This window comes from Aestuariivivens sp. NBU2969 (assembly GCF_019931125.1).
Taxonomy (GTDB): Bacteria; Bacteroidota; Bacteroidia; order Flavobacteriales; family Flavobacteriaceae; genus Aestuariivivens; species Aestuariivivens marinum.
On sequence record NZ_JAIOUU010000008.1, the window covers coordinates 46,667 to 61,500 of the forward strand.

The following is a 14,834-nucleotide window of genomic DNA, read 5'->3' on the forward strand; positions in this document are numbered from 1 at the left end:
CTTAAAAAATTAGAGGTAAAATAAAATTAGCCATGAGCAAACCTCCAATAAAAAAACCAATTACAGCAATCAGTGAAGGTTTCTGTAAACTGCTTAAACCAGTTATGGCATGTCCAGAAGTACACCCTCCGGCATACCGTGTGCCAAAACCAACCAATAAACCACCTACAATCAACAATAAAAGTCCTTTAGTAGAATTTATGGCTTCAGTACCATACATTTCATTAGGCACCAAAGTAGATCCAGAATTAGAAAAGCCCATGCTGTTAAGTTCTTTAATTGTAGTAGGGTTTAAATCTGTAATACTATCATTGGATAGATATTGTGTGGCAATAAATCCACCAATAATGGCGCCAGCCACTACAATTAAATTCCAAGACTGTTCCTTCCAATTCAACTTAAAAAAATTAGAAAATTTTCCAGCTCCTGCCATAGTACAGAAGGTTTGAAGGTTAGACGACATGCCAAAGGTTTTGCCAAAGTAAAGCAATAAAGCCATTACTAATGCTATTAGTGGGCCAGATACATACCACGGCCAGGGATTTAATAAGTGTTCCATGAAGTTTTAGTGTTTATATGATGCGAAAATAGTTTTACATCTAGGTTGGTTGTGTTACAAAAGTTAATTACCCTTATAACACTACGATTTTGTTTCTACTTAATTTTATTTTCTCTTCATTTTCCAATTGTTTTAGCAACCTAGAAATAACTACCCGAGAGGTATGTAAATCTTCAGCTATGTCTTGGTGCTTTACATTAATGGTTTTTGAACCATGAAGTTTTGTTTTTTCAACAAGGTACTTGTTCAGTCGCTCATCCATTTTCATAAATGCTATATTATCAATTGTATCTAGCATTTCATCAAAGCGTTCCTGATAACTTTCCAAAATAAAAGTTCTCCAACTCCTGTTATTATGAAACCATTGCAGCATGTTTTGAACAGGTATCATAACCAAACTGGAGTCTTTTTCTGCTACGGCACGAATTTTACTTTTAGTTGTTCCCATGCAGCATGTTAGGGACATGGTGCAAGTTTCGCCAGCCTCCAAAAAGTAAATTAGCAACTCATTACCTTCATTATCTTCCCTTAAAATTTTAATATTACCAGATATTAAAAGCGGAATAAATTTCAGAGGTTGACCAATGTCTATGATAATATCATTTTTTTTATAAGTTTTAAACCTGCCTATCTGTAAGATCTCACCTAGTAGGTTTTCGTCCAAGATATGGCCGTATTTTTCTTGTAGTATTAGTTTATCCATATATCAAAAATAGTGAATTGAAAATTGAATTGAATATTTTGGTTAAATTTTAATAAAAATACTATATTTGCACCCTCAAAACGGCCTCGTGGCGCAACTGAATAGCGCATCTGATTACGGCTCAGAAGGTTACAGGTTTGAATCCTGTCGAGGTCACTTTAATTAAAAAGCAACTTATTAAGTATCAATAAGTTGCTTTTTTGTTTTTCAAGTTATTCCTGTTAAGTGTAATGGAAAATTTAATCAAAGGGATGGCATTGTAAATCGCATAAGCCGTATTTTTAGAAGAAATGACATATGCCTAATTGCACGACACTTTTTCTTGCTTAATTTCATCAATATTATTAGGGTTTTTATTAAAAAAAAGAGTTTAAAATATAGCTTATAATTTTTAATAAATGATTGTTAGTTTCCATTTTATACCCTTGCGTGTTTTTTCAAGATTTGGAAGATATAAAATATATCGGTTATCCTTTTCATTATATAACCTTGTATATTACAGCGTTCCTAATCTCTCTTGCCTTTTGTTATTATTTATTCTTTTATAGTAGCTTAATTTTTTAAAAATTGAAAAAATAAGCATTGTTTACACAGTATTAATCTGGCATTGAATTGATGAACTTAAAAGTCTAATCTTTTCAGTCCCTATTTACAATTATACTTGAAGCGTTAACTAAGTAGCTGTAGGGGTATTATGACTTAAAAATAAATGAATTAGCTGACTTATGTCATAGAATTAACAGATATCAAATTATATATTTGAAGTTGGTTGTTGTAATCTCATGTTTACCTTATAAGTACATATCATATGTTGCAATTTTTTATGTTTTGCGTAATCAATAAGAAAAATAAGTGCTGCGCAAGCGATAAAGGAATTATTAATTTTTTAAGCAGCGCAATGTGTATAAAGAATGGACAGTTTTAAAAACATATTCTTATATTTAGTTTTAATCACTAGCTCTGTTGGACTATGGGCCCAAAGCGGTGTAGATTGTCCTACGGCTACCACTGTAACTCCTTTGCTATCACAAAGTGTATGCGAAGGTGAAGCCCTCGCTCCTTTAACGGCCACGATCACACCGGCCCCTGTGGCTGCCTCTGCTACCGATTGGTTGGATTTGAGTGGCAATGGCTATAATGCGGTTTTACAAAATGGTGTGGGCTTCGATGCTGTTAATGGCGGTGTGTTGACTTTTGATGGGATTGATGATAAAGTATATGGAAATAGTGGGTATTCTGTAAATTCAACAAGCTCATTTACTATAGAAATATGGTTCAATCTTGAGGACTACTCATATTCGTATCCAGGTTTATTTACGGTTAAATCCAATTTAAATTCTTCATTTTATTGTTTTTTAACAAATGTGACTGGCTCATATAATCTTAAGAGCTTAGCCTTTGGTTTTGGAGGTTCTGGAGTTTATAGAATTCCTGAAAACTCAATAATAGATGGTGCTTGGAATCAAATTATTATTACAAATAATGGAGGTACTGTTTCTAGTAACTATAAAGTATATGTAAATGGCTATGCACAAACTATATCAAGTTCATCAGGGGGTAATGTATCCCAAGTTAATGAAATAGGTAGAGTTTCTTCCCAACCTTTTAAGGGTAAGATACCTGTTTTTAATCTTTATAACAACAAAGCATTTACGGCTGAAGAAATAATACAGAACTTTAACTATTATAAAAATCGATTTGGACTGGGCGCACAGGAAGCTTCAAGCATTGTTCCTGGGGCTACCGTAAATTTAGACAGTGGCAATCCTTTGAGTTACAATAACGGGTCTTACACGCCTTCTTATCAGTGGTATTATAATACAACAGATAGCAATCAGGTTGCCGGGGCTACTTTAATTAACGGGGCCACTTCAGCAAACTTTACACCTCCCAGTACAGCAGCAGATGTAGGGTCACGCTGGTACTTCTGTGTAGGCTATGCTACCGATAACGGTTGCTTACAAACCAATACGACACAGGCTTTGGCCTCCAATACCACCCAAATTAGCGTCAATGCTAAACCAAATCTTATTATTACCAATCCTGATGAGGTATTCATGCCTTCAACGGTCAATTTAACCGACACCGCCATTACTACTGGCAGTGATTCTGGCAGCTTCTCGTACTGGACCGATCCATCCGCCACAAATCAGCTTTCTACTCCTGAGGCGGTAACCCTATCAGGCACCTATTACATTAAATTAACCAATATAGAGGGGTGTTATACCATTAAGCCGGTATTGGTAACCATAACCGAATTAACCTCACTTAACATTACCGATCCAGCTCCGGTGTGTGCCCCTTCAACGGTCGACTTAACCGATCCCGCTGTAACTGCAGGAAGCAATGAGGGCACCTTGTCTTACTGGACCGATGCTGGGGCTACCATAGCGCTAGTTTCTCCAAACGCCGTTAGCCAATCGGGTACCTATTATATCAAACTCGACGATCTTAGTGGTTATACTTCTATAAAACCGGTACAGGTAACCATAATGGCATTACCAACAGTGCCAAGCATTAGTGCGGCAAGCCCCGTTTGCCAAGGGTCAAACGCTGTGTTTACCATTTTGGGAGCAGCGGGAGATACCGTTAATTATTCTGGTAATGCCTCTGGAGTTGCCCTAATTGGGCCAAGTGGTTATGTAGATATTAGTATTAATGGGGTTACCGCCGATACTACTGTAAATCTAACAGAAGTAAGCAATGGTAACTGTACCCTATCATTAAGTAATGTAACGGCAACTGTGGCGGTGGTTGCGACTCCTGTCTTAACCATAACCAACCCCAATGAAACCTATTTGCCTGCCACGGTTAATCTTACCGATCCAGCCGTAACCGCAGGAAGTGATGCCGGTACCTTAACCTATTGGTCCAATGCAGCCGCCACAAATGCTCTTGTTGCACCTGAAAGCATAACAACATCGGGTACTTATTATATCAAGCTGGTCAATACCGAAGGATGTGCTTCCATAAAACCGGTTATTGTTACCATAAGTGAACCGCCTGTTTCGGTGATTACACCCCTTCAGTCGTTCTCTGAAGCCATGAGTGCTCCAGGAAAAATGGCTGTTGATACTCAGGACAAGGTCTATGTAACGGATGCCATTCAAAAAAGCATCATTAAATATGATGCCAATGGTAATTATATAAGTACCATCAGTCTTGATTTTAATGCTTCAGCCATAGCCATTAACCCTAAAGACGTCCTTTTTGTAAGCGATAAAAAAACCGGTACTATTTACAGGGTTTCTGAAAACGGTAATAAAACTTTATTCTATTCAGGAGAATTTATACCAAACTCAATGGTTTTTGGATTCGACATTTTGTATCTTACCGATAGTCAAAAGCGCAAAGTTATTGGACTGAATAGCTCTGGCGGTATCGTGACCAATTTTACCTACAGCTCTTTTGTATATCCTACAGGAATTGCTTTCGATCCCTATAACCAATATATTTTGGTGGGTGAGCATGGAGGCATTGGAGAAGATATGGAATGTGGTGGCGGTTGTAGCCTTTGCTGGACAACTACCGGTCCTCAAACGTCCATTTATATGTTTGATCTTGCAGGCAATCATGTGAGTACTTTTGGTTGTTTTGGACAGGAAGACGGTTTGTTTCACAGAATACAGGGTATAGCAGTAGGCCCTTGTGGAAATTATTACGCTGTAGATCCTTATCTGGGGCGTGTAAGTGTGTTCGACAATTACGGTAATTTTATAGCCATGCTCGGTGGTTATGGGAATGAACAAGGCAAGCTGAATCTTCCCATAGATATCGTTTTCACTTCTGATAATCATGCTTTTGTATCATCTATGAACAAGGGATCCATTGAAATTTATTCCATTACCGAGCAACTTCCAACAGCCACCATTACAAGCGCTGATCAAACCGTGTGTTCTTTGGAAAATGCAGTTATTGAAGTTCAACTTACGGGAACATCCCCCTGGTCCTTTACTTATACCATTGATGGGTTAAATCCTCAAACCATCCATACTTCAAACATTACTTCCGATCCACAAGTGACTACATTCAATATACCGGTAACAGAACAAGGGCTTTATCGTATAAGCGCTCTTACAGATGGCACGGCGACTAGCGGTAGCTGTTTTACAGGAACTACAAATATTGTGTTGACCGATGCGTTGCCTACAGCAACTTTTTTAACCACTGAACTTATTAAATGTGAGTCTGATGGCACTGGCATTGAAGTCGCATTCACAGGAATGGCACCCTTTACATTCACTTATGCCATTGACGGACAGAACCCTATTGAAATGACAACAACAGATAACCCATTTATATTGATTCCTGAAACATCTGGGCTATATGAAATTTTGTCCATTCAAGATTACGCTTGTACTGGAACAGTAAACCAAGGTATTGCAAATATTAATGTCAATACCTTACCTACGGCAACCATTGTCGATGCGGCCATTGACATCTGTACAGGTCAAACCGATTATATTGCCATAGCTTTTACGGGAGCAGGTTCCTCATGGCATTTTACCTATACCATTGATGGTTTAAACCCGGTGGCCATTGAAACTAGCAGTAATCCGTACTTGCTTCCGGTTTCACAACCTGGTATTTATGCCCTAACTGCTGTTTCTGATATGTACTGTAATGGTCTGGTCTCAGGACAGGTTACGGTATCTGCTTCTGAGCAGCCGGTGGTTGACCTTGGGGCCGATATTTCGATTTGCACCGGTAATTCCTATGTATTGGATGCTGGCTTCGGATTTGAATCCTATTTATGGAGTGATGGCAGTACCAATCGAATACTGGAAGTCAATACATCAGGTACTTATAGTGTTGTGGTAAGTAATGCCTCTGGTTGTACGGCCTCCGATTTGGTTACTGTAGAGGTAATACCTGTACCTGAAGTCTCGTTTCACTATTACTCAAATGTTCTTGAAGTACAATTCATAAATGATTCGTATAATGTAGACTCACACCATTGGGATTTTGGAGATGGAAACTTTTCTACAGATGAAAATCCAATACATACTTACGGTTTTTCTGGAACCTATCAGGTGGTATATACAGCAACAAGCAGTAGTTGTGGAACTTACCAGTATACAGAGCCTATAGAAGTTGTGGACGAAAGCACAATTGCATCGATAGCCAATAATTTTAAGAATAACAAGGTATTGGATGTCTATCCTAACCCATCAACCGGCGATTTTACGCTCAAATTAAAAACGGATGGCCTAATACTTACAGATATACATGTGTATATCAATAATTCCTCAGGACAAAGCATTTTTATGAAAGTCTATAATGCCGGGGCATTTAATTACTTTGAAGGGAACTATTATATACCCATGTCCTTGTCCAACTTTGATAGTGGTACTTACTTAATTTATGTCCATTCAGGAAGTTATGCTGAACAGGGTAAAATAATGTTAAAACATTAGGTATATGAAATCACAACAACACCATATATTAAGATCTGGAGTATGTTTTGGAACAATCCTGTTATTTTGTTTAGGATTATCCCAAACTGCCTTTAGCCAGACTACAGTTACGCTTACCACAGCTGATAATGGTAATACGGTCACAATTCCTGCTGGTGCAACCAATGTCATTGTGGAATGCTGGGGTGCCGGTGGTAGTGGTGCCGGTGGTGATAAGTCTGGGTCAAATAATATACCCGGTGGTGGTGGTGGTGGTGGAGAATACAGTCGATCCATCAATATTAGTCCAGGAATCTATAGTTTTCAGGTTGGAGCCGGCGCCTCTGCTGGTGCAGCAGCTGGAAATGGTTCACAAGGAGGAAATACCTCATTTGATGGTGGAACTGTATTAGCAAATGGAGGTGGCGGTGGTATTCATGGAGGTGCTGGAGGTGTTGGTGGAACCGGTGGTATAGGAAATGATGCGAATATAGCAGGGACAAATGGAAGTGCCGGTGCGGGTACTTCTGGAGGTGATGGTGGGGCAGGAGCTAATGGCGGTGCCGGAGGTGCCGGCGGTAATAATACTACTGGTACCGATGGATCTATCCCAGGTGGTGGTGGTGGTGGTGGCTGTTGTAAAAATCAAGGTGGTGGAGCCGGAGCCGATGGTCGTATTGTTATTACCTATACTCCAGGGGGGGGCTGTAGTTTAACCAGTTCTGGCTTATCGAACATTGTTTGTAATGATAATGGTACACCATCAAATCCTTCAGATGATACTTTTACTTTCGATTTAAATCCAACGGGAACTAATTTAGGTGCTACTTATAACATCACAGGAGACGTAACCGATTCAGGTACTTATGGATCAGCAACAAATTTCGGTCCTTATCCCATTTCAGGTGGCAATCTAAGCATAACCATTACAGATGTTTCTGGAAATTGCTCTATCGGTGAAACGGTAACAGCCCCTGCGACTTGTTCCACAGATTGTAATTTAAACGCTTCGGGATTAACAAATATTCTTTGTAACGACAATGGAACTCCTACCATTCCTGGAGATGACACCTTTACCTTCGATTTAAACCCAACGGGAACCAATTTAGGCACTTCATATACGGTTAGTGGTGGCGCATCAGGATCTGGCACTTATGGGTCGGCTACAACATTTGGGCCCTATCCCATATCAGGTGGTAATCTTAACATTACGATAACCGATGACACCGATGGCTCCTGTACCATTGCTGAAACGGTAAACGCTCCTGTGCCTTGTTCTACACCTGTTTGTAACTTAACAGCCTCGGGATTAACAAATATCACCTGTAATGATAATGGAACTTCTTCAGACCCTAATGATGATGTGTTTTATTTTGATCTGAACCCAACAGGAACCCTCTTAGGAGCTACCTATAGCGTAAGCGGGGATGTAGCTCAATCTGGAATTTCTTATGGCTCAGCAACAAATTTTGGGCCTTACCCCATATCAGGAGGAAATCTAAGTATCACCATAACCGATGTTTCTACAGATTGCTCTTTCGGCCCTTTTACGGTCACAGCTCCGGCATCTTGTTCCAACGGCTGTAATTTAACCTCTGCGGGTTTATCAAGCCTCTTTTGTGACAATCAAGGAACGCTGTCTGATGAAACGGACGACACTTTTACTTTTACATTAAAGCCTGTTGGGACTAATCTTGGCACGGCTTATCATGTTAGTGGTGGTATCACTCGAAATAGTATTTCATATGGAGTGAATGAACTTTTTGGTCCCTACCTTATTTCGGCAGGACCAATTACCATTACCATTACCGATGCTACTGATGGATCGTGTACGATAGACAATTTTGAAATCATTCCTCCTACGACCTGTTCATTGAATCATACCTTTACAACCTGTGCCTCCTGTCATATTGGGCACAATGCACCAGGTGCAAATTTAACAAATAAGGCGGGAAATGCCCTGTTATGCCAAAGTTGCCATGCCGATGGCCTACTTGCCACAGAAAAACCTTTGGTTGATGGCAATAAGGCGATTCCAGGTGTAAGCGGAAATTCCCACTCCTGGGATGTTCCAGCTGATAATAGTGCAGGTTTCCAAACAACAGCTCCAGATCCAACCACGGCAATGGGTAAGCGTTTACCGGAAGGGAACATTATTTGTTCTACCTGCCATAACCAGCATAACAATGGTAATGCGGGCTCCCCGTATTTAAGGGTAGACAATACCGGAGATGCCATGTGCAAGGTGTGCCATACAATAAGGGATGTACAACGATTTCAAGATGGTGCTACAAATAAGGGCAGTCACCCCGTGGGCGTTATTTACGACGGCGGGTTATCCAAATTAAATCCAACCCCAGATGACCCGGCTCTATTAACACCAGGCGGGAAAATAGAATGTTCATCATGTCATGCCGCCCACGATGTAACTGGTGCATTGGCTTTAACCGATGATGGAAATTTACTGCGCGTTTCAAATGACATCAACCTGTGCAGAGATTGTCATACCTATCCGCAGGATCATAATGGATTTGATTGTTTAGACTGTCACGAAGTACACAATACGGTGGATGGCACTGTTGGAAACAATATTATGATGATAAGAGATAATATTAATACTCCTGGAGGCAACAGACCCGTGGTATTTTTAAATAAATCGGGTTCTGATTCTTTTGTAAATCTATCAGGTTCTCGAGATGGTATTTGTGTAGTCTGTCATGAGGGTTTGACCCATGACAATTATAATGATACTGGAGCATCAAACCATGATGATGCTACTGATAAAAGAGGACAGACCTGCACAAGCTGTCATCTTCATAATGATAGTTTTACACAACCCGTTGGGCCACAATCTTGTACAAGTTGTCACGCATCAGCACAAAGTGGAGGTCGTGGATCAGTCGTTCAGATCGTAGGTTCTGGTGGAGAGTTTGATATACTCAGCAAAACATCAACACATGTTGGCGGAGCAACACCTGTAGAACCCGACGCGATAACTTGTGAGGCCTGTCATTACGAAAGTGCAGGAGATCACCCGACATCGCAGATGCTATTGGAAAACCCCGAAAGTCTTAACACCGTTTTTTCGGGTACAGATACTGATGTGTATTGTATTGGATGCCACGACGGAGCACCTCCTACCGGACTTTGGACAGATATATCAGATACGGCTTTCCCTGGAGGAAATCCATATGATAAATCGTCATACATAGGCATTCCTCATGATACAGGAAATGATACCTGTTTGTTGTGCCACGAAAGACATGGATCGCAATATCCTACGTTGACCAAGTTTGCTACCAATTACGAAGTTTGTAATGACTGTCATGACGGAGGTGTTGCAAGTACCAACATCAGTTCTGCCGATATTGCCATTCCTGGAACGAGCGGAACAGGACATGCGTTTAGTACGGCTACTAATCCGGTTAGTGCAAGTTCAGGTAACTATCAAACCAATACGCCTACCGACCCAGGCATGTTGGCACGTCTTGACTCTGGAAATATTGTATGTTCAACCTGTCATAACCCTCACGACAATACCAATGGAAAATTACTGGTAAGTACTAATACTGGTGATGCCATGTGTAAAGATTGTCATTCGGCACGAGATGTTGGAAGATTTACAGACGATATTGTCAATAATAAAGGAAGTCATCCTGTTGGTTTAACCTATGTCCCTGGTGGCAACTATATAGATCCAGCCCCAACCTTAAGCAGTACTCAGGTAGGGCTTGTTAGCGGAAATATTGAATGCTCAAGTTGTCATTCTGTTCACAATGCGACCACTACAGATGGTAACCTACTTAGGGAAACCATGACCAGTGCAGCTTGTATGGAATGCCATAATTATCAATCGCATCAAGGATTCAATTGTCTGGATTGTCACCAATTGCATAATGCGAATAATATTATGCTAATAAAAGATCAAATTGATATTGATTTAACTGCAGGTGTTGATCTCAGGACTGTGGTATTTAATTCTCAAGGGACTACTGCTACACCTGTTCAGGCTGCTGCCAAATCATTTGCAGACGGCGATGGCGTTTATGATGGTATTTGTGAGGTATGCCATACTAACAATCCTAGTACGTATCACTATAATAATCCGGCAGGGGATCATACCCATAATGCTGGAAAGACCTGTACCAGTTGTCACCCCCATAGAGACCCTGATACAGGTACGTCATTCCCTAACGGAAGTTGTCACGCCTGTCACGAAGATGCTGCAGGACCTCAGGAATATCCTGCAACTGGAGCTCATGAAGCCCATGCAGGACTATTGTATGGATTTACTTGTAGTGAATGTCATTGGGGCCATGGTAGTGGCGGGGCCAATGAGCCTTCACACTCAAGTGGAACCGTTGATGTGGTTTTCAACCCTACCGGATTGGCATCCCGATTTGGACTGGATGCAGCCACACCAACATGGGATTCTGGAACAAAGACTTGTTCAAATATATATTGTCACAGTAACGGCCGTAGTGCTTTTAGAGGGGATATTAACGGTTCTGGTAACGAAACAACTTTAAATACATGGAGTGGTGATGCAGGCGTTCCAATGACTCCTATATATGTCAATCCTACACCAAGATGGGATACTGGTACAATTCCAAAAGGTATTGCATTGAATGAAGGGTGTGATTATTGTCACCCTTCAGTTGGAGGAAGAAGAGGAGTGCCAATTGTTGGTAATTTCAACCCTCCATATACTATAACAGCTTCTACCGTTCCAGTAGAGATAAATAATCCTAATACTGGTGCTCATACTGCAACGGGAGCACACGAAGGAAATTCAAATCACTATACTGACAATGATGTACAGCCATGGAATGGTACTGGTTATGATGATGGTTGGCCGGATGTACAATGTTTCTGGTGTCATAATGTTGATACAAACAACGTGAACCCAACAGACACAAAATTACAGGGAACATATGGTACCCCATATCATGTTGATGGTAAAACTTGGTTCAACCCATACAATTTTGACCCTAATAATCCTACTACAAATCCAATTGGACATGATGGACCTGGTCAAGGAACCATGGCTCCTGGATTAGATAGGGGCTCAGGTACACATTGTGCATCTGGCCAAAGTTGCTGGTAAAATTGTACTATTTTTAATCATAAAAAACGGAGATTTTAATCTCCGTTTTTTATTTATTTCCTTCTTTTTATTTGAATCATATCATTGGTTTTATGTTAATTATTAAACTTATTTTTGCTAAATGAGCAAGATTCTTTAAGTTGATTCAACTATAATCAAACGCTGTATGAGACAATTTTGGAATACCATCTTTTCAATTAAATTTTCTATGTTACTGCTGTTAGTCTTCATATTAGTTATAGGAGGCGCCACGTTTATAGAAGAAATATATGACAAATCAACAGCAGATTTACTCATTTACAATGCTACATGGTTTGAATTTTTTATGGGGTTGTTTATTGTAATTTATCTTTTCATAAGTTATAAAAGAAGATTATTTAGAAAAGAAAAATTACCCCAATTCATTTTCCATAGTTCTTTTGTTTTCATTATTCTTGGAGGTATCGTAACTCGGCATTACGGCTATCAGGCTTATATGCATATTATTGAAAAGGAGTCTGTAAACACAATTTACACCATTGAACCTTATCTTCAGATACGCACTCAAGATGGCTCTGTTTCGTTTGTCAGTGAAAAACCTTTACACCTATCCCAAATTGAAAAGAACTCATTTCATCTGGAATTTGAATTGGACGGTATTCTAGAAATTGATTACAAAAATTTTATTGCTCGCGCAGAAATGGCCCCTAATGGAACCGATCATAAACTAATTTCAGGTAATAATGATTCCAATCCAGACGTATTAATTGTTACCATAATCTATCAAGGACAATCATATGAGGCCATGTTACTGTATGACAAAACCATGTACACTCAAAAGTTTAAAGCTTTTCAATTTGGTGATTTAACCTTAGAAATGGTGTATGGGCCTAAACCTATAAAAATGCCTTTCTCCTTATTATTAAATAAATTTACATTAACAAACTATCCAGGTACGGATATCCCATCATACTCAGAAAGTGACGTACTTTTAATCGATGATCAAATAGGATTAAAAAAATCACATCTTATTTACAAAAACCATGTTTTAGATTACGAGGGGTACCGGTTTTTTCAAACCTCCTACGATGAGAACCAACAAGGCACCATACTTTCAGTTAATTACGATTATTATGGAACTCGAATCACCTATTTTGGATACTTTTTAATGGCTTTGGGAGCTCTTTTAATTCTGTTCTCCAACAGAACGTATTACACACAATTGAATAAAAAAATTAGAGATGTAAGAGCACGAAGAAAAACCCTTTTACTACTACTCCTATTAGCCTTAAGTCTTTTTCAAAATACACATGCTCAAGTTGCAAATCCCATAAGTTCTGAACACGCGGACAGGTTTGGACATATGATTGTTCAAACCTATGACGGCCGTTTTTCATCGGTTCATTCTTTAGCAACCGATGTAATTCACAAAATTTCAGGAAAGAATCAGATTAAAACCGAAGAAAAAGGCACCATGAAACCCATGCAGCTTTTTTTAGACATTTTAGTGGATCCCGAGTATTGGAAAAATCAAAAGATAATTGTTGTTCGAGAACCTTCTTTAAAAAGTATATTAGGAATTTCAGGTAAACACGCTTCTTTCTATGATTTTTCAGCAAAATCAGATGAACTAAAAGCATTAAATGAAAAAGCCTTTAAAAAAAATGCCGCCGACCAAAGTAATTTCGACAGAGAAATCATAAAGGTATCCGAGCGAATCAGTATCTTTTTGATGATTATCAATGGAACCTCTCTTAAACTATTTCCAGAACAAAATTCTGCCAACTACAATTGGCTAAGCTGGGATGAAAAAGCGGCTTTTATTCCTATTCAGGGTGATTTACTGACCTTGAACAGAGACTTACAGCTACCAGAGTTTTCCTATAGCAACATAATGAGGGCCTATTTAATTTCAACGGTACAAGCCAGAAGAACACAAGATTATTCAAATTCTAATAAAATTCTTGGTTATATAAAACATATCCAACGCCAATTAACTCCTGAAGAACTAATGCCTTCTGAAAGTAAACTCAATTTAGAAGTTATCTATAATAAGTTAAATATTTTTGATTATCTAAAGTACTTGTATGCTTTACTGGGTGTTTTTCTTCTAACATTTACATTGATTCAGAACTTTAAAACAAATCCAAACAATTTTATTAACTCAACAATTAAAATCGGTATTGGAATTTATTTTACGGCGTTTATCATACAAACCATTGGAATGGGACTGCGATGGTATTTAGGCGGTCATGCACCATGGAGTAACGGATACGAAGTTATTTTATTGGCCGCATGGGGCACCGTAATTGCAGGTTTCTCTGTTTTGAATTTCTCTAAAATATCTTTAGCTGCGACTGCTCTTGTTACAGCTGTTTTACTTATGGTAGCCGGCCTTAGTTACTACGATCCTCAACTAACAAATCTAAATCCAGTATTAAAATCGTACTGGCTTATCATACATGTGGCCATCATTACTATTGGGTACGGATTTTTAGCACTAAGTTTTATGCTTGGCCTCATTAATATCATTCTCAGTTTAGCGAGTACTAAAAAGAAAGAAAAATTATTTTCTCTTGCTATAGAAGAATTAACCTATATAAACGAAAAATTAGTAACTATTGGAATGTTACTAGTGGCAGTAGGCACCTATATAGGTTGTGTCTGGGCCAATGAATCATGGGGAACTTATTGGTCCTGGAATGCTAAACAGGTATGGTCATTAATTATTGTTTTGGCATATGGTCTGATTTTGCATTTCAAGTACATTCCAAAGTTAAACTCATTCCTGGCTTTTAATATAGGATCAGTAGTTTCATTTTCGAGCGTGTTGATGACTTTCATTGGGGTAAACTATTACTTTACCAAAGGATTACATCGATATGCTACCGATGACCCTCCGATCTTCCCAGTATGGGCTTGGGTAACGGTCCTTTCGTTTTTAATACTCATGCTTGCGGCCATCTTTAAATCGTATAATGCATCACGTTTGGAAGAAAACAGATCTTAGCAACATCATATGCTTTTATCAATATACTTTCTGAATAAAAAAAACCTTATCTATAACTAAACAGACAAGGTTTTTTTAAT

The 14,834-nt window shown here is 39.0% G+C and carries 5 protein-coding genes and 1 tRNA gene; 4 read left to right on the forward strand and 2 right to left on the reverse strand.

Going from position 1 to position 14,834, the window contains the following annotated elements; genetic code table 11:
• Nucleotide 1 precedes the first annotated feature (1 nt).
• Nucleotides 2-559 carry a YeeE/YedE family protein gene (locus tag K7G79_RS07790; protein WP_223550775.1) on the reverse strand — a complete coding sequence of 186 codons (558 nt, stop codon included), beginning with the start codon at nt 557-559 and terminating at the stop codon, nt 2-4.
• Between the two features lie 73 nt (nt 560-632).
• On the reverse strand, nt 633-1,262 hold the full coding sequence (locus K7G79_RS07795) for a Crp/Fnr family transcriptional regulator (protein ID WP_223550777.1): 630 nt from the start codon (nt 1,260-1,262) through the stop codon (nt 633-635).
• Between the two features lie 82 nt (nt 1,263-1,344).
• Here K7G79_RS07795 and K7G79_RS07800 point away from each other — a divergent pair.
• The 4 genes from K7G79_RS07800 (at nt 1,345) to ccsA (ending at nt 14,754) form a co-directional block, all read left to right on the forward strand.
• Nucleotides 1,345-1,418, forward strand: a tRNA-Arg gene (locus tag K7G79_RS07800).
• A gap of 755 nt (nt 1,419-2,173) precedes the next feature.
• A complete protein-coding gene (locus K7G79_RS07805; RefSeq protein WP_223550778.1) occupies nt 2,174-6,679 on the forward strand; it encodes a PKD domain-containing protein in 4,506 nt (1,501 codons plus the stop codon).
• 4 nt (nt 6,680-6,683) lie between these two features.
• Complete coding sequence (locus K7G79_RS14750; protein WP_304504274.1) at nt 6,684-11,765, forward strand: cytochrome c3 family protein; 5,082 nt, start codon at nt 6,684-6,686, stop codon at nt 11,763-11,765.
• A 208-nt stretch (nt 11,766-11,973) separates the two neighbouring features.
• Nucleotides 11,974-14,754, forward strand: a complete 2,781-nt coding sequence (gene ccsA, locus K7G79_RS07820) for a cytochrome c biogenesis protein (protein ID WP_223550780.1) — start codon at nt 11,974-11,976, stop codon at nt 14,752-14,754.
• Nucleotides 14,755-14,834 lie beyond the last annotated feature (80 nt).